Origin of the sequence: Anaeromyxobacter terrae, assembly GCF_022690685.1 — a bacterium.
GTDB classification, from domain to species: domain Bacteria; phylum Myxococcota; class Myxococcia; order Myxococcales; family Anaeromyxobacteraceae; genus Anaeromyxobacter; species Anaeromyxobacter terrae.
This window is the reverse complement of sequence record NZ_JALCYY010000005.1, coordinates 100932-117614: the sequence shown is the minus strand read 5'-3', so window position 1 is coordinate 117614 and position 16683 is coordinate 100932. Positions and strand designations below refer to the sequence as shown.

Sequence of the window (16683 nt, the reverse complement as noted above, 5' to 3'; positions counted from 1 at the left end):
CGCGCCGAGGGCCCCGGCGCGCGCTCCGGCGCCGGAAGATCCGGAGGCGGCGCGGGCGTCTTGACCGGTCCGAGTGCGCTCGATTATACGTCCCCATGCTCAACCGCGACGACCTCCGCCTCGCGCTGACGTTCGACGACGTCCTGCTCCTCCCAGCGGAATCCGACGTCCTCCCGAAGTCGGTCGAGACGTCGACGCGCTTCACCCGCAACCTCCAGCTCAACATCCCGATCGTCTCGGCCGCGATGGACACGGTCACCGAGGCGCGGATGGCCATCGCCATGGCCTCGGTGGGCGGGCTCGGCTTCGTCCACAAGAACCTGACGGTCGAGCAGCAGGCAGCCGAGGTCCACAAGGTCAAGAAGTACGAGTCGGCGGTGGTGGGGGACCCCATCACCATCGAGCCCGAGGCGCCCATCCACCGCGCCGTGGCGCTCATGCGCGAGAACGGGATCAGCGGCATCCCCGTCGTCCAGAAGGGCCGGCTCGTCGGCATCCTCACGAACCGCGACCTCCGCTTCGAGAAGAACCTCGAGCAGCGGGTCGAGCAGGTGATGACGAAGGACCTCGTCACCGCGCGCGAGGGCGTGACGATCGAGGAGGCGAAGGAGCTGCTCCACCGGCACCGGATCGAGAAGCTCCTCGTGGTGAACGAGGCGTTCGAGCTGCGCGGCCTCGTCACCATCAAGGACATCGAGAAGGTCCAGAAGCACCCGAACGCCGCCAAGGACAAGCTCGGACGGCTGCTCTGCGGCGCCGCGGTGGGCGTCGGCGCCGATCGGGAGCAGCGGATCCAGGCGCTCCTCAAGGCGGGCGTGGACGTCATCGCCATCGACACCGCCCACGGCGCGCACCGGGACGTCCTCGAGGCGGTGCGGGCGACCAAGGCGACCTTCAAGAACGTCGAGCTCGTCGCGGGGAACGTCGCGACCGGCGACGCCGCCGAGGCGCTCTGCAAGGCGGGCGTCGACGCGGTGAAGGTCGGCGTCGGCCCCGGCTCCATCTGCACGACGCGCGTCGTCTCCGGCGTGGGCGTCCCCCAGATCACCGCCGTCGACGACTGCACGCGCGCCGCCGAGAAGTACGGCGTGCCGGTCATCTCCGACGGGGGCGTGAAGTTCTCGGGCGACCTCGTGAAGGCGATCGCGGCGGGCGCGTCGAGCGTGATGATCGGGTCGCTGCTCGCCGGCACCGAGGAGGCGCCCGGCGAGGTGATCCTGTACCAGGGCCGCAGCTACAAGTCGTACCGGGGCATGGGCTCGCTCGGCGCGATGAAGCAGGGCTCGAAGGATCGCTACTTCCAGGCCGAGGTCTCGGACGCGGACAAGCTCGTGCCGGAGGGCATCGAGGGGCGCGTGCCGTACAAGGGCACCGTCGAGATGACGCTCTTCCAGCTCGTCGGCGGCCTGCGCAGCGGCATGGGCTACCTCGGCTGCAAGGCGATCCCGGAGCTGCGCGTGAAGCCGCGCTTCGTGCGCATCTCCGCCTCCGGCCTGCGCGAGAGCCACGTGCACGACGTCATCATCGAGAAGGAAGCGCCGAACTACCGGGCGGACTGATCCGCCCCCTCGCTCGTGGCGAGCCTGTCGACCACGAGCCGGCGCAGCGCGGCGGTTCCGCTCGCCCACTCGACAGGCTTCGACGGGCGAGCGCTTCGTACATCGGCGCCGGAGGCCGCGTTGGACATCCACGCAGAGAAGATCCTCATCCTCGACTTCGGGTCGCAGTACACGCAGCTCATCGCGCGGCGGCTGCGCGAGCTCGGCGTCTACTGCGAGATCCACCCGTGCACCATGAAGCCCGAGGCGATGCGCGCGTTCGCGCCGCGGGGCGTCGTCCTCTCCGGCGGGCCGATGTCGGTGCTCGCCGAGGGGAGCCCGCGCGCCGACCGGCTGGTGTTCGAGCTCGGCGTCCCGGTCCTCGGGATCTGCTACGGCCTGCAGCTCCTCGCCCACGAGCTCGGCGGGCGCGTGGACAAGGCCGCGCACCGCGAGTTCGGCCCCGCCACCATCGAGACCCGCGAGGGCGCGGAGCTGTTCGAGGGGCTCCCCCGCAAGCTCGACGTCTGGATGAGCCACGGCGATCGGGTCGAGGCGCTGCCGCCCGGGTTCGAGCCCATCGCGGCGACGACCTCGGCGCCGTTCGCCGCCGTCGAGGACCGCCGCCGGCGCTTCTTCGGCGTGCAGTTCCACCCCGAGGTGGTCCACACGCCGCTCGGCAAGGACATCCTCCGGAACTTCGCCTACCGCGTGTGCGGCTGCTCCGGAAGCTGGTCGATGCGGGCCTACGCGGAGATCGCGGTCGAGCAGATCCGCGCCCAGGTGAAGGACGGGCACGTCATCTGCGCCCTCTCGGGCGGGGTGGACTCCGCCGTCGCGGCGCTCCTCGTCCACCGCGCCATCGGCGACCGGCTCCGCTGCATCTTCGTCGACAACGGCGTGCTCCGCGAGGGCGAGCGCGCGCAGGTCGAGGAGGTCTTCGGGCGGATGTTCCACCTGCCGCTCGTGACCGTGGACGCCTCCGCGCGCTTCCTCGCGAAGCTCGCCGGCGTCACCGACCCCGAGCAGAAGCGCAAGATCATCGGCCGCGAGTTCATCGCGGTGTTCGAGGAGCAGGTCGAGGAGCTCGCCGCGCACGGCGAGCGCGCCCAGTTCCTCGTCCAGGGAACGCTCTACCCGGACGTCATCGAGTCGGTCTCGTTCAAGGGGCCGTCCGCGACCATCAAGAGCCACCACAACGTCGGCGGGCTCCCCGAGGTGATGAAGCTCGGGCTCGTCGAGCCCCTGCGCGAGCTCTTCAAGGACGAGGTGCGCCGGCTCGGGATCGAGCTCGGCCTGCCGCAGCACATCGTCCAGCGCCAGCCGTTCCCGGGCCCGGGGCTCGCCATCCGGGTGCTCGGCGAGGTCACCGAGGAGCGGCTCGCCGTGCTCCGCAGGGCGGACACGATCGTCCAGGAGGAGGTCCGCGCGGCCGGGCTCTACGAGAAGCTCTGGCAGGCGTTCGCGGTGCTCCTCCCGGTGCGCAGCGTCGGCGTCATGGGCGACGAGCGCACCTACGAGTTCACCTGCGCCATCAGGGCGATCGAGTCCACCGACGGCATGACCGGCGACTGGGCGCGGCTCCCATACGACCTCCTCGGGCGCATGTCCTCGCGCATCATCAACGAGGTCCGCGGCATCAACCGCGTCGTGTACGACATCTCCTCGAAGCCTCCGGCCACGATCGAGTGGGAGTAGCGCGCCGCCGCGGCGCGGCGTGACGCGGCCGGGCGCTCGAGCCGGCGAGGTGGCCCCGTGCGCGCACGAAGTCGCCGGTGTAGGCCCGCGTCGCTCGCTTCCTTAGTTTGCCGGCTGGCGGCGGAGGGCTATCATCCCGGCGGATCGGAGGCTTCAACGATGGCGCGATCGTCCGCGGTCCGCGCGCTCGCCCCGCTGGCAATGCTCGCGGCGGCCGGGTGCCAGGACTACAACTTCAACCCCGTCGGCCACTGCCTGGTCCAGCCGGGCAACCAGCGGGTCACGCTCTCGGACCTCTCGTCCGCGGACATCCTGTTCGTCGTCGACGACTCGGGATCGATGGCGGCCGAGCAGGCGAAGCTCGCCGCGAACTTCACGCGGTTCGTCGACAACCTCGACCGGTTCAACGCCGAGCGCGCGGCGGCCGGGCGCTCGCCGATCGACTTCCACATCGCCGTCACCACGACGTCGGTGTACTGGAACCCCGAGTACGCGAGCTCCTTCACGTACACGTGCCAGTCGGGGACGTGTGTCAACTCCGCGGGCGCCCCGATGCTCGGGAAGGACGGCCAGGCGGTGAAGTGCAGCCGCGAGACGAACGTCCTCGCCGATCAGCTCGGCGGGAACGGCGCGGCGGGCTGCGGGCAGATCGAGCACACCTACGACTTCGCGTTCTGCACGAGCCAGGGGAGCCCGGTCGGCCTCGCCGTGGACGGCGCCGCGTACCCGCAGGGCGACTTCGTGTCGTGGGACGACAAGGCCTCGGCCGCCAACCCGCGCGTCCTGCACTTCGACAAGGAGCTCTACGGGGCGACGCAGAAGAACCGCCAGGGCTTCACCCGCCAGCAGCTCATCGACTGGTTCGTCGGGAGCGCGTCCGTCGGCGGCAACGTCATCGTCGGCACCTGCGGCTCGGGCCAGGAGCAGGCGCTCCAGGCGGGGCGGCTCGCGCTGCAGAAGGCGCTCGCCGGACGGCAGAAGGACACGTACACGATCTCCGGCCAGGCGTCGTGGGCCCCCTCGACCCGCACCGCCTCGGCCACGGCCGAGTGGCCGCGCAAGGACTCCAAGCTCGTGCTCGTGTTCGTCGGCGACGAGGACGACTGCTCGTCCCCGGACGACCCCAGCGCGGGCATCGTCATGCGCGCGGATCCGACCGGCGCGGACGCCTGCGTGCGCGACTACGAGTCCACGGATCCCACGAAGAAGAAGCAGTTCCCGGTCAACGAGATCGTGGACTACTTCGCGGGCCTGGGCCGGCCGCTCGGCGCCGCGTTCATCTTCCCGGCCGCCCAGACCTCCTGCTCGGGCGACACGTGCACCGCCGGGCTCTGCTGCCAGACCGACTGCCCCAACCACGCCGGCGTCTGCATCCAGGGCACGGACAACTGCGGCGGCCAGGCCCCCGGCAACCGGCTCCTCGCGGCCGCCAACGCGCTTCGCGCCAAGGGAGCCGACGTGATCACGGGATCGGTCTGCGATCCGGACTTCGGCTCGCTCCTCGACGAGCTCGCCGACATCGTGAAGCCGCCCGTCGGGCTGCAGCTCCAGACCGAGCCCGCGGAGGGCCAGATCTCGCTCCTCCGCATCGCCAAGACGAACGGCCAGCCGAGGAAGACCTGCAACGGCCCCGCCCCGGCCGGCACGACCTTCGCGGCGGCGGTGGATCAGCCCCTCTGCAAGGACGCGACCGGCGCCGCCGTGCGCTGCGACTGGTGGTTCACGGCGACCGCCGACCCGGGGGACGCGGTCGAGGTCTCGAAGTTCATCTACATCAACCACGCCACCGGCAACTGCGAGGCGGATCCGGGCGAGACGTACTCCGCCGACTACATCGCGCTGAACCCGCCGGGCGGCTGCACGACGCGCACCGAGTGCCAGCAGGCGCTCGGGGGCCGGGTGGAGGACTGGGGCTGCTACACGCCTCCGGGCACCGGCCGCGGCACCTGCGTGTGCTGCGCGCCCGGCTCCACGGCGCCGGAGTGCCAGCCGTGAGCCGCGCGGTCCGCGCCGGATCACTCCTCGCGGCGGGCGCGCTCGCGCTCGCCGCCTGCGAGCAGGTGCCGTCCGGCGCGGTGACCCGCTGCGAGTCGACGCAGGTCGTCCCCGCCGCGGTGAAGACGGACATCCTCTTCGTCATCGACGACTCGATCTCGATGGACGCGGAGCAGGCGAACCTGCGCGACAACCTCTACGCGTTCATCGACGCGCTCGTCGCCGCGCCCGTCGCGAACGAGTTCCAGATCGGCGTCACCACCACGTCGGTCGAGGACTACGGCGCGACCTCCACGCTCGGACAGACGTACACGGGCGGCCCGGCGAGCGGCAAGCCCTTCCCCGACGGCGCGCTCATCGCGATCCACCAGAGCTCACCCGGCGTCGGCGTGGCCGGCGACATCGTCTGGACGGCCGGGACGGGCTTCGGCGGGGCGCGCATCCTCGCCGCCTCGTCGCCCACGCTCGTCGACGACTTCAAGGCAAACGTGCGGGTAGGCACCTACGGCACGTTCAAGGAGCAGCCGTTCCGGGCGGCGCGCCTCGCGCTCTCCGAGCGGATCGCCGACGGCACGAACGAAGGGTTCCTGCGGGACGGGGCCCGGCTCGCGGTCGTCTTCGTCTCCGACGAGGACGACTGCTCCGACACGGCGGAGCCGTTCGCCATCGACGACATCGACTGCCACAACCCGGCCTTCAAGGCCTCGAGCCTCGATCCCATCGGCGACGTCGTCGACTTCCTGCACGCGCCCATCGCAGGGGAGAGCCGGGAGATCGTGGTCGCGTCCATCGTCGGCGTCGATCCGGCGAGCGGAGAGCCGTCGTGCGAGGGCTGCGCGAACAATGCGTGCGGGACGGCGCTCGACGGCGGGCTGCGCTTCACCGAGCTCGCGAGCGCGCTCGGGACGGTGCGGACCCGCACCGGCTCCATCTGCGACGCAAGCTTCAAGAGCATCCTCGAGGACATCGCCGGCCTGCTCGTCGCGCAGTCCGTGCCGCTCGAGGGCACCCCGGCCGACTGGCGCATGCTGGCCGTCGGGGTGGATCGCGCAGGCCTCGCCGCCATCCCCTGCACGGTGGCGCTCGACGGGACCGCGGAAGCCGCCACGGCCGGCGCGGTCTACACACCTCCCCTCGCGGGGCGCCCGGCGACCGTCACGTTCCAGAACGCGTGCCGGCTCCAGCAGGGCGATCGCGTACAGATCCAGCTCATCTGCGCCGGCTGACCGGGCCCCCCGGCCCCGTTTCGCGTGACGGATCGTGAACGACCTCCGTCCGGAGCCTGCGCGGGCGGGCGCGGGTGTGCAACAACACGTTCATGCTCTCCGCCCTCGCGCTCGGGCTCGCGATCGCGCTCGCCTCGCCAGGTCAGACCGGATCGGCGCCTGACGCGGCGCGTCATTCCCTCGCGTCGCTGATCGCGCGCGCCGACGCCGCCTACGTCCGACGGGCCGATCCCGCCCAGCTCGCGACCGTCGGCGCCGCCCTCGACGAGGCCGAGCGGCTCGCGCCTGGCGACTACGAGGTGCTCTGGCGTCGTGCGCGCCTCGACGTCTGGCTCGCGGACGACCCGGCGCTGCCCAAGGCCGAGCAGACGCGGATCGGCAAGCGCGCCTGGGACTACGGTGAGCGGGCGATCCAGGCGAACGCGGCGCGGGTCGAGGGCTGGGACTACGCGGCGGCGGGCATGGGCCAGTACGCCCTCGGGCTCGGGATCCTGCGCGCGCTGCGCGAGGGCCTCGAGGGGAAGTTCAAGGACCGGCTCTCGCACGCAGAGAAGATCGACCCGAACTTCGAGAGCGGCGCGATCCAGACCGCCTGGGGGCGCTTCTGGTTCGAGCTGCCCTGGCCCAAGTACGACGCGCGCAAGTCGGAGCGGGCGCTCAAGGACGCGCTCGGGAAGAACCCGGACAACGTGCGGGCGCGCGTCTACCTCGCCGACACCTACCGCAAGCAGGGGCGGCACCGGGAGGCGCGCGAGCAGCTCGAGAAGGCTGCCGCGGCCACGCCCGGACGCTATGACGAGGCCGAGGAGCGGCGCTGGCAGGAGATCGCCCGCCGCAAGCTCGCCGACTGAGGAGAACGCGATGATCGCCGAGGCCGAGCTGAACACGAGATCGCCCGCCGCGCGGAACCTGGTCGCGTTGTTCGAGGGGCAGGCGACGGCGCGCGCCGAGCGCACCGCCGTGAAGATGAAGCGCGAGGGGCGCTGGCAGGACGTCTCCTGGGCCGACCTCGCCCGGCGCGCGCGCGACGTCGCCGACGGGCTCGCGGCGATCGGGCTCCGGCCCGGCGATCGCGTGGCGATCATCGGCGAGACCAACATCGAGTGGATCCTCGCCGACCTCGGCGTCCTCGGCGCGGCGGGGATCACGGTCACGATCTACCAGTCGAACAAGGCCGCCGAGTGCCAGTACATCCTGGCCGACTCCGGGGCGCGGTTCGTCTTCTGCGACACCGACGTGCAGGTCGCGAAGATCCGCGACGTGCGGGACAAGCTCCCCGCGCTCGAGGCGATCATCCGCGCGACCGGGCCGGCGGCGGGGCCGTTCGAGCGCACGCTCGCGGACCTGGAGCGGATGGGCGAGGAGTGGCGGCGGGCGAACCCCGACGCGCACGCGGCCCGCCTCGCCGCGATCGGCCCCGACGCCCCGGCGAGCTTCATCTACACCTCCGGCACGACGGGCAACCCCAAGGGCGTCGTCCTCACCCACGGTAACTGGGTCTACGAGGGGTACGCGGTCGAGCAGATCCGGCTGATCGGTCCGGACGACCTCGTCCTCATGTTCCTGCCGATGGCCCACTCGTTCGCGAAGGTCATCGAGGCGGTCTGGTTCGCCACCGGCGCGACCTGCGCGTTCGTCGAGTCGCTCGAGAAGATCCTCGACAACGCCTCCGAGGTGCGGCCGACGGTGATGCCGTCCGTGCCGCGCATCTTCGAGAAGGCCTACAACACGGTCGTGTCGAAGGGCCTCGCGACGCCGGGCCTGAAGGGCAAGCTCTTCCAGCTCGCCATGGAGAGCTTCGACCAGTACGCGACCGCGGCCGATCAGGGGAAGAGCTACTCGTCCTTCGGCTTCCTCGTCGGCAAGAAGCTGGTGTTCCCGAAGCTCACCCACGCGCTCGCCGAGCGGTTCGGCGGGCGCATGCGGCTCTTCGTGTCCGGCGGCGCGCCGCTCTCGCCGAAGATCGCCCACTTCTTCGGCGTGCTCGGGTTCAGCATCCTCGAGGGCTACGGCCTGACCGAGTCCTCCGCCGGGACGTTCGTGAACCGGCCGGGCCAGAACCGGATCGGCACGGTCGGCCCGCCGGTGCCGGGGACCGAGGTGCGGATCGCGGACGACGGCGAGGTCCTCGTGAGGGGCGGCGGCGTGATGAAGGAGTACTACAACGCCCCGGCGGCGACCGCGGAGGTGCTGCGGGACGGCTGGCTGTACACGGGCGACATCGGCTACCTCGACGAGGCGGGGCACCTCCGGATCACCGACCGCAAGAAGGACATCATCGTCACCGCGGGCGGAAAGAACGTCGCGCCGCAGAACCTCGAGAACGAGCTCAAGACCGAGCCGCTCGTCTCGCAGGTGATGGTGCACGGCGACAAGCGCAAGTTCCTGTCGGCGCTCGTCACGCTCAACGAGGAGAACGCGCGCAAGTGGGCGGCGGACGCGGGCGTCCCCGCGGGCGCGGCGCTCCACGAGGACCCGCGCGTGCGCGCCCACGTCCAGAAGGCCATCGACGCGCTCAACGCGAAGCAGGCGAGCTACTCGACCATCAAGAAGTTCGCGATCGTGCCGCGGGACTTCACGCAGGAGTCGGGGGAGCTGACGCCCACGCTCAAGGTCAAGCGCAAGGTCGTCACCCAGAACTACAAGGACCTCCTCGACTCGTTCTACGTGGAGTAGCCGGGGGGCTCCCCCCACGGGCGCTCGCGCTCGGGGGGAGCATTGCTCTACTGTCGCCGGCACCAGGTCGGGGCCGAGCCAACCCAAGGGGGCCAGGTGGACCAGAGCGGCCTTCGAGTCCTCCTCGTCGAGGACGACGACGACAACCGGGAGCTGATGGCCGAGGTCCTCGAGGCGTCCGGCTACGCGGTGCTGTCGGCCGCGAGCGGGCAGGAGGGGCTGAAGACGCTCTCCGAGCATTCGATCGACGTCGTCGTCACGGACGTCGGCATGCCCGGCATGGGCGGGCTCGAGATGGCGAAGGCCGCGAAGGCCATCGCCCCGACGGTGCCGGTCGTCATCGTCACAGGGTGGGCGGAGCGCGACGACATCGCGAGGGCGCGCGGCCGCGAGGTCGACGCGGTGCTCATCAAGCCCGTCGATCCCGACGCGCTCACGTCCGCGGTCGCCGAGGTGCTGCGCGCCCGCCCGTGATGCTCGCAGCGCTCGCTTGACAGCCCCTCTGCGGGCCAATACGTATCTTCGACGCCGCGCGATTTCCGAATCGGTGCGCGCCCAGGAGGCTTCGCCCGATGGCCGAGCAAGTGACGAGCGTGAAGGACGTCTTCGAGCGCCACATCCCCGGGCGCTTCCAGGCGAAGCCGGACGTGGTCCAGAAGATCAGCGCCGTCTACCAGTTCAACATCTCCGGCCCGGGCGGCGGCGTCTGGACCGTGGACTGCACGACGCCGGGCGGCCGGATCGCCGAGGGGCACGCGCCGAACGCGAAGTGCACGGTGGCCGCGACCGACGCCGACTTCCTGAACATCGTGAACGGCAAGCTCAACGCGCAGATGGCCTTCATGTCCGGCAAGCTCAAGATCCAGGGCGACATGGGCCTCGCCATGAAGCTCCAGCAGATCCTGTAGCGGTGCTGCCACTCGAGGGACTCCGCGTTCTCGATCTGTCCCGGCTGCTCCCGGGGCCGTTCGCGACGCTCGTCCTCGCGGATCTCGGCGCCGACGTGGTGAAGATCGAGGAGCCGCAGGGCGGGGACGCGCTGCGCTCGCTCCCGCCGCTCGCCGGCGAGGCGTCCGGCGCGTTCCACGCGCTCAACCGCAACAAGCGCTCGCTCGCGCTCGACCTGCGCCGCCCGGAGGGCGTGGCCGCGTTCCTGCGGCTCGCAGCCCGCGCCGACGTCGTCGTCGAGTCGTACCGCCCCGGCGTCCTCGACCGGATGGGACTCGGCTGGGCCGCGCTCCACGCCGCGAGCCCGCGCCTCGTGCTCTGCTCGATCACCGGCTACGGCCAGGACGGTCCCTACGCCTCGCGCGCCGGGCACGACGTGGATTACTGCGCGATCGCGGGGGTGCTCGGCCTCAACGGCGAGCCCGAGCGGCCCGCCGTCCCGGGCGTGCAGGTTGCGGATCTGGCGGGCGGCGCCTGGCCCGCTGTGGCCGGTGTCCTCGCGGCGCTCGTGCGGCGCGCGACGACCGGGGAGGGCGCCCACGTCGACGTGTCGATGGTGGAGGGCGCGCTCGCGCTCATGACGCTCCCGTTCGCGATGGCCTGGGCGCGCGGCGCGCCGAGCGTTCGCGGGCGGGAGCTGCTCTCCGGCGGGGCGGCCTCGTACGGCGTGTACCGCACGAAGGACGGGCGCTTCGTCGCGCTCGGCGCGCTCGAGCCCAAGTTCTTCTCCGCGCTGTGCGAGGCGGTCGGGCGGCCGGAGCTCGCGCCGCGGCAGCTCGAGCACGGCGGCGCGGGGCCGCGCGCGGAGCTCGAGGCGATCTTCGCGGCGCGGACGCGCGACGAGTGGGCCGACTTCGCGGCCGCGCATGACGTGTGCCTCGCGCCGGTGCTCGAGGGCGACGAGCCGCGCTCGGATCCGCACCTCGCGGCGCGCGGCGCGTTCATCGAGGTGGCGACGCCGTGGGAGGGCAGGGGGATCCCCGGGATCGCGACCCCCGTGCGGCTCCGCGGCGAGGAGGCCCCGCGCCGGCCCGCGCCGCGCCTGGGCGAGCACGGCGAGGCGGTGCTGCGCGAGGCCGGCTTCTCCGACGTGGACGTCGCGGCCCTGCGGGGTGCGGGCATTCTCGGTTCGTGAAGTCGCGCGCGCGGCCCGTCCGGGCGTCCGGGCGATTGGCTTGACAGCACCCCTGCCGCCCGACAATCCTCCCCCGCCGATGCGCGCGCTCGTCGCCACCGCCCTCGCCGCGTACCTGGCGCTCACGGCCGTGGCGCCGCACGTGCACCTCGAGGACCCCGGCAGCAGCGGGCACCCGTGCGCGGTGTGCGTCTCGCGCATCGGCGAGGTCGCGACCCGCGCCACCCCCGAGCTCACGCCCTCGCCCCTCGTCACGGGCGAGGTGGTCCTCTCGCCGGGGCTCCCTCCCGTGGCGGGCGCTCCGCTCGGCGCGGTCCCCGGTCAGTCCCCTCCCGTCCCCGCGTAGCCGCTTGCCTTTCGAGCCGCGTCGCTCTCATTCACCAGGGGTGCGACGCACGCCGTGACGACGAGCCAGGGAGCGCCTCGTGCGCGCCCGGGAGCAGGACGACATGAGAACGACGATCGCGGCGAGCGTGCTCGCCGCTGTCCTCGCGCTGCCGGCGTTCGGCGGCGCGCAGGAGGCGCCGGCGGCTCCGCCCGGCGCAGCGAGCGACGAGGCGCGGCAGCAGGAGCCCCCGCCGAAGGGCGCCGATACGGCAGCGCCCGCGGGACAGTCCGACGCCGAGAAGAAGAAGCTCGAGGAGGACATCGCGCGCGAGCTGGGCGCTGCGCCTGCGAAGGGCGCGCGGCCGGCGGCCGGCGCCGGGGAGGCCGCCGGCCAGGGCGGGGCGGCCGTCCCGGCCACGGGCGGCGCCGCGCCGTCCGACGCGGCCCGCTACGCGCGCGTGCTGCTCCTTCCGGACGTGAGCGCCATCGGCAGCGGCGCGGCCGCGTTCGGGACCTACGACATCGGCAAGCTCTCGCCGCGCACGGGCCCCTTCGGCCCGGCGGACAAGCCGGCGTTCCTGTTCGAGGAGCTCGAGCTCGGGCTCCAGGCCGTCGTCGATCCCTACGCGCGCGCGGACGCCTTCATCTCGTTCACGCCGAGCGGCGCCGACGTCGAGGAGGCGTACCTCACGACGCTCTCGCTCCCTGCGGGCCTGCAGCTCCGCGCGGGCAAGCTCTTCAGCCCCTTCGGCCGCCAGAACGCGCAGCACCCGCACGTCTGGGAGTTCGTGGACGCGCCCCTGGCACGCGGGCGGCTCCTCGCCGACGAGGTCCTCTCGGGCCCGGGCGTGGACGCGAGCTGGCTCGCGCCCCTGCCGTGGTTCGCGACGCTCCACCTCGCCGCCCAGAGCACCGCGCCCGGCGAGGGGGACGTCGCGGCGCTCACCGGCGTCGCACGCCTCGAGCAGTTCTTCCCGTTCACCGGGACGACGACGCTCGGCGTGGGGCTCTCCGCGGCGCGCCGCGACGAGCCGGGCGGCGGCGCGTTCCGCGACCTCGGCGGCGTGGACCTGTACCTGCGCTTCCGCCCGCTCGAGAGCCGCTCCTACCTCGCGCTCTCCGGCGAGCTCTACGCGCGGCGCTTCCGCGGCGTGCCGGACGCGCCGCGCGGCACCGACACCGGCGGCTGGGCGCAGGCGTTCTGGCGACAGGGGAGCTACTTCGGCTACGGCGCGCGCTACGAGTGGGCGCCGTCGGCCGGTGAGGCGGAGGCTGGTACCGAGCAGCGCGTCGCGGCGCTCGCCGCCTGGCTCCCCTCGGAGTTCCAGCGGATCCGGCTGCAGGTCGCGTACGACCGGCGGCCCGGCGGACAGGACGGCCTCGAGACGCTGCTCCAGCTCGAGTTCGGCATCGGCGCGCATGGCGCGCACCCCTTCTAGGAGATCCACCATGCGCACCTCGCTGCTCGCCTCGCTCGCCCTGCTCCTCCCCGCGCTCGCCGCCGCCGAGCCCAAGGTCGTCACCACCACCGAGGGGCTCGCCGCGCTCGCGCGCGAGGTCGGCGGTGATCGCGTCCGCGTCGAGAGCCTCTCGCGCGGCGTGCAGGACCCACACTTCGTGGACGCGAACCCGATCCTCGCGGTGAAGCTCCGGAACGCCGATCTCCTCGTGGACGTCGGGCTCGACCTCGAGATCGGCTGGCTGCCGCCGCTCGTCACCCAGTCCAGGAACGCCCAGATCCAGCCCGGCGGGCCGCGGCGCCTGACGGCCGCGAGCGTCATCCAGGTGCTGGACGTGCCGACCGGGGTCGTGGACCGCAGCCGCGGCGACCTCCACCCCGGCGGCAACCCCCACTTCCTCACCGATCCGCGCCGCGCGCTGAAGGTCGCCGAGGCGATCGCCGGGCGGCTCGCCGCGATCGATCCCGGCGGCGCCGATCGCTACCAGAAGAACCTCGCCGCCTTCCGCGGCCGGATCGAGGCGGCGATCCCGCGCTGGCAGGCGGCGCTCGCGCCCGCGAAGGGGAGGAAGATCATCACCCAGCACCGGACGTTGCCGTACTTCCTCGAGTGGACCGGACTCGAGAGCGCGGGCGAGCTCGAGCCGCGGCCCGGCGTGCCGCCGCCGCCCGCGCACCTCGCCGAGCTCGTCGTCCTCGCGAAGCGCGAGGGCGTGAAGGCGATCGTGCTCGAGAACTACTACGACCGCAGGTCGGCGGACGTCGTGGCGAAGCACTCCGGCGCCCAGGTGGTGCAGATCCCCGGCGACGTCGGCGGTGAGCCCGGCGTCGACGGCTACGAGCGGTACGTGGACGTGCTCGTCGCGCGCGTCGCCGGGGCGGCGCGATGAGCGGCGCGCTCGTGCGGCTCGAGGGCGCGGCGATCGGGTACGGTCGCCGGCCGCTCCTCGAGGGGCTCGACCTCGCCGTCGCGCCGGGCGAGTTCCTCGCGGTGGTCGGCCCGAACGGCGGCGGCAAGACGACGCTCCTCCGGACCCTGCTCGGCGCCCACGCCCCGGTGGCGGGGCGCGTCGTGCGGCGCGAGGGGCTGCGCGTCGGCTACGTGCCGCAGCGCGAGCACGTGGACACCATCTGGCCGTTCACCGCCGGCGAGGTGACGCTCATGGGCCGCGTGCCCGGCCTCGGACCGTGGCGCCGGCCGGGCCGCGCCGATCGCGCCGAGGCGGGGCGCGCGCTCGCCCGGGTGGGCGTGGAGCACCTCGCGGAGAAGCGCTTCGGCGAGCTCTCCGGCGGACAGCGCCAGCGCACGCTCATCGCGCGCGCGCTCGTCGCCGATCCGGAGCTCCTCGCGCTCGACGAGCCGACGAGCGGCATGGACCCCGCCGCCGAGCTCGGGCTCATGGACCTGCTCCGCGACCTGCAGCGGAACGGCGATCTCGCGATCGTGATGGTGTCGCACCGCCTCGAGGCGGTGGCGAACTACGCCCGTGCGCTCGCCTTCGTGGACAAGGACCGCGCGCTCTTCCGGGTGGGGAGCCTCGACGCGATGCTCCGCCCCGACGCGCTCGGCGCGCTCTACGGCCGCGCGGTGGCGGTGCGCGAGGAGGCGGGGCGGCGGCTCGTGTACCCGCTGCCCTCGAACGGGAACGGAGAGGAGCTCCGGTGAGCGCGCTCCAGGACTTCCTCGCCGCGCGCGAGATCTGGCAGGTCCCCCTCGCGGCGTCCGTCATCGCCGGCGCGCTCCTCGGTGCGCTCGGCGTCTTCGTGGTGCTCCGGCGCACGGTGTTCGTGTCCGCGGCGCTCACCCAGCTCTCCACGCTGGGGCTCGTCGCGACGCTCCTCGCAGAGGAGCGGCTCCACATCGAGACCGAGCACGCCTCCGAGCAGCTCCTCGTGGCGATCGCGTTCTCGGTGGTGGGCGCGCTCATCCTGGGGGCCCTGCGGCCGCGGCGGCTCCCCGCCGAGGCGACCGTCGGCACGGCGTGGGTGGTCTCGTCCGCGCTCGTGGTCCTGGGCGCGAGCCGCCTCGTGCATGCCGCGCACGACCTCGGCGGCATGGTCTTCGGCAACGCGGTGGCGGTGCCGGCGAGCGATCTCGCGGTCATCGCGGCGGTGGCCGTGCTCTGCGCGGTGGTCCACGGGCTCTTCGCGAAGGAGCTCGCGTTCACGTCGTTCGACGCGGAGACGGCCCAGGCGGTCGGGATGCGGGTGCAGCTGTGGGACTCGGTGCTGTTCCTCACCATCGGCCTCGCCATCCCCGTCACCGCCCGGGCGCTCGGGGCGCTGCCGGTCTTCGCGTTCCTCACGCTGCCCGCCGCGGGGGCGCTGCTCCTCGGCGTGCGCTTCCGGCTCGCGTTCCCGCTCGCGGCGGCGCTCGGCGTCGTCGCGGCGGCGGGCGGGTACGTGCTCTCGTGGCTCTGGGAGATCCCCACCGGCGCGACGATGGTCGCGCTCGCCGCGCTCCTCGCGGCGCCGGCGGCGCTGCGACGGCTCGCGGGTTGATCAGCGGGTCCCGCCGGCGCGTCCAGGCGTGGGCGCGGCGTCGAGGAGCTGGGGCAGCGGCGTCATCGTGCGCGCCGCCGCGCCGGCGGCGCGGCGGGGCAGGGTGACCGTGAAGGTCGTGCCGCGCTCCGGCGCGGACTCGACCGCGACGTCGCCGCCGTGCGCCTGCGCGATCTCGCGCGCGATGTGGAGTCCGAGGCCGAGGCCGCGGCCCTCCGCGCCGCTCGCGAACGCGTCGAAGACGGAGGGGAGGAGCTCGGGCGGGATCGCGGGTCCCGGGTTGTGGACCGAGACCGACGCCTGCGCCGGGGCGTCGCGCAGCGTGACCGTCACGACCGAGCCCGCCTCCGAGTGCTCGCACGCGTTGGCGAGCAGGTTCGAGAGGACCTGAGCGAGCCGATCGCGATCCCACTCCCCCTCGCAGCGCGCGGGGAGCCGGAGATCGAAGCGGTGCTGCCGGTGCGAGGGCTCGGTCTCGGCCGCGGCCTGCCGGACGAGCTCGGAGAGATCGATCTCGGCGCGCGTGAGCGGGATTCCCCGGCCGAGCCGGACGCGCGAGACGTCGAGGAGCTGCTCGACCATGCGCGCCATGCGGCGGGCGCTGCGGAGCACGCGCTCGAGGTGGCCGCGCACCTTCGGGTCCTCGGTCCGCCGGAGCGCGAGGGTCGCCCCGGCGACGACCGCGCCGAGGGGGTTGCGCAGATCGTGGCCGAGCACGGCGACGAACGTCTCCGAGAGCCGGACCGCGCGGTTCAGCTCGGCGATGAGCCGCTCGCGCTGCGCCTCGGCCGTGCGGCGGTGGAGCGCCTCGCGGTTCAGCGCGTCGACCTTCTCCGAGAGGAGGGCGAAGTGTCCGTGCTGCTCCGGCGCGACCAGGCGGAGCACGAGGAGCGCGTCCGGGCCCGACAGGCGCGCCCCCTCGCAGCGCACCCGCTCGCCGCGCCCGGCGAGCGTGAACGCGCCAGGGAGCGGTCCGGTCGAGCGGAGGCAGCGAGAGACGAACTCGGCGAGCGCCGGGTCGCCGGTGAGCTCCACGAGCGCGCGCCCCTCGACCGCCGTCACCGGTACTCCGAGCCGCTCGCCCGCCGCGTCGTTCGCGACCACGACCGCTCCGGAGCGCGAGACGAGCAGGAGCGCGTCGGGCAGGAGCTGGGCGATGGCGCGGAACGCAGCCAGCAA

General features: G+C 73.2%; 15 protein-coding genes. 14 read left to right on the top strand and 1 reads right to left on the bottom strand.

The window, feature by feature from the left end; genetic code table 11:
* Nucleotides 1-95: 95 nt before the first annotated feature.
* The 14 genes from guaB to MNY62_RS03615 all read left to right on the top strand — a co-directional run bounded on the left by guaB (nucleotide 96) and on the right by MNY62_RS03615 (nucleotide 15504).
* Complete coding sequence (gene guaB, locus MNY62_RS03680; protein WP_242342745.1) at nucleotides 96-1559, top strand: IMP dehydrogenase; 1464 nt, start codon at nucleotides 96-98, stop codon at nucleotides 1557-1559.
* Nucleotides 1560-1679: 120 nt separating this feature from the next.
* A complete protein-coding gene (gene guaA / locus MNY62_RS03675) occupies nucleotides 1680-3236 on the top strand; it encodes a glutamine-hydrolyzing GMP synthase (RefSeq protein WP_242342744.1) in 1557 nt (518 codons plus the stop codon).
* Nucleotides 3237-3395: 159 nt separating this feature from the next.
* Entirely contained in the window at nucleotides 3396-5231 is a 1836-nt protein-coding gene (locus tag MNY62_RS03670; protein WP_242342743.1) for a hypothetical protein, read from the top strand.
* A complete protein-coding gene (locus tag MNY62_RS03665) occupies nucleotides 5228-6457 on the top strand; it encodes a hypothetical protein (protein ID WP_242342742.1) in 1230 nt (409 codons plus the stop codon). The genes MNY62_RS03670 and MNY62_RS03665 overlap by 4 nt, the downstream gene beginning before the upstream one ends.
* A 92-nt stretch (nucleotides 6458-6549) precedes the next feature.
* Nucleotides 6550-7308, top strand: coding sequence for a tetratricopeptide repeat protein (locus MNY62_RS03660; protein WP_242342741.1), 759 nt, complete (start codon nucleotides 6550-6552; stop codon nucleotides 7306-7308).
* 10 nt (nucleotides 7309-7318) lie between these two features.
* Entirely contained in the window at nucleotides 7319-9133 is a 1815-nt protein-coding gene (locus MNY62_RS03655) for an AMP-dependent synthetase/ligase (protein ID WP_242342740.1), read from the top strand.
* A gap of 96 nt (nucleotides 9134-9229) precedes the next feature.
* The gene (locus tag MNY62_RS03650; RefSeq protein ID WP_242342739.1) at nucleotides 9230-9607 is read left to right on the top strand and encodes a response regulator; all 378 of its coding nucleotides are present in this window, start codon (nucleotides 9230-9232) and stop codon (nucleotides 9605-9607) included.
* 98 nt (nucleotides 9608-9705) lie between these two features.
* The gene (locus MNY62_RS03645; protein WP_242342738.1) at nucleotides 9706-10041 is read left to right on the top strand and encodes an SCP2 sterol-binding domain-containing protein; all 336 of its coding nucleotides are present in this window, start codon (nucleotides 9706-9708) and stop codon (nucleotides 10039-10041) included.
* A 2-nt stretch (nucleotides 10042-10043) separates the two neighbouring features.
* Nucleotides 10044-11216: a CaiB/BaiF CoA transferase family protein gene (locus tag MNY62_RS03640; RefSeq protein WP_242342737.1), complete on the top strand. Its 1173-nt coding sequence runs from the start codon at nucleotides 10044-10046 to the stop codon at nucleotides 11214-11216.
* Nucleotides 11217-11295: 79 nt separating this feature from the next.
* A complete protein-coding gene (locus MNY62_RS03635; RefSeq protein ID WP_242342736.1) occupies nucleotides 11296-11562 on the top strand; it encodes a hypothetical protein in 267 nt (88 codons plus the stop codon).
* Between the two features lie 103 nt (nucleotides 11563-11665).
* Nucleotides 11666-12982, top strand: coding sequence for a hypothetical protein (locus tag MNY62_RS03630; protein WP_242342735.1), 1317 nt, complete (start codon nucleotides 11666-11668; stop codon nucleotides 12980-12982).
* Nucleotides 12983-12992: 10 nt separating this feature from the next.
* Nucleotides 12993-13892, top strand: a complete 900-nt coding sequence (locus MNY62_RS03625; RefSeq protein ID WP_242342734.1) for a metal ABC transporter substrate-binding protein — start codon at nucleotides 12993-12995, stop codon at nucleotides 13890-13892.
* Nucleotides 13889-14668, top strand: coding sequence for a metal ABC transporter ATP-binding protein (locus MNY62_RS03620; protein WP_242342733.1), 780 nt, complete (start codon nucleotides 13889-13891; stop codon nucleotides 14666-14668). Before MNY62_RS03625 ends, MNY62_RS03620 begins: the two co-directional genes overlap by 4 nt.
* On the top strand, nucleotides 14665-15504 hold the full coding sequence (locus MNY62_RS03615; RefSeq protein ID WP_242342732.1) for a metal ABC transporter permease: 840 nt from the start codon (nucleotides 14665-14667) through the stop codon (nucleotides 15502-15504). The genes MNY62_RS03620 and MNY62_RS03615 overlap by 4 nt, the downstream gene beginning before the upstream one ends.
* On the opposite strand, the gene MNY62_RS03610 is transcribed toward MNY62_RS03615, so the two are convergent.
* Nucleotides 15505-16683, bottom strand: coding sequence for a sensor histidine kinase (locus tag MNY62_RS03610; protein WP_242342731.1), 1179 nt, complete (start codon nucleotides 16681-16683; stop codon nucleotides 15505-15507). It abuts the gene before it with no gap.

Coding starts and splice junctions, on each gene's coding strand:
- MNY62_RS03655 (WP_242342740.1), top strand. CDS start 7,319: ATGATCGCCGAGGCCGAGCTGAACACGAGATCGCCCGCCGCGCGGAAC.
- MNY62_RS03620 (WP_242342733.1), top strand. CDS start 13,889: ATGAGCGGCGCGCTCGTGCGGCTCGAGGGCGCGGCGATCGGGTACGGT.
- MNY62_RS03630 (WP_242342735.1), top strand. CDS start 11,666: ATGAGAACGACGATCGCGGCGAGCGTGCTCGCCGCTGTCCTCGCGCTG.
- guaB (WP_242342745.1), top strand. CDS start 96: ATGCTCAACCGCGACGACCTCCGCCTCGCGCTGACGTTCGACGACGTC.
- MNY62_RS03670 (WP_242342743.1), top strand. CDS start 3,396: ATGGCGCGATCGTCCGCGGTCCGCGCGCTCGCCCCGCTGGCAATGCTC.
- MNY62_RS03625 (WP_242342734.1), top strand. CDS start 12,993: ATGCGCACCTCGCTGCTCGCCTCGCTCGCCCTGCTCCTCCCCGCGCTC.
- MNY62_RS03645 (WP_242342738.1), top strand. CDS start 9,706: ATGGCCGAGCAAGTGACGAGCGTGAAGGACGTCTTCGAGCGCCACATC.
- MNY62_RS03635 (WP_242342736.1), top strand. CDS start 11,296: ATGCGCGCGCTCGTCGCCACCGCCCTCGCCGCGTACCTGGCGCTCACG.
- MNY62_RS03660 (WP_242342741.1), top strand. CDS start 6,550: ATGCTCTCCGCCCTCGCGCTCGGGCTCGCGATCGCGCTCGCCTCGCCA.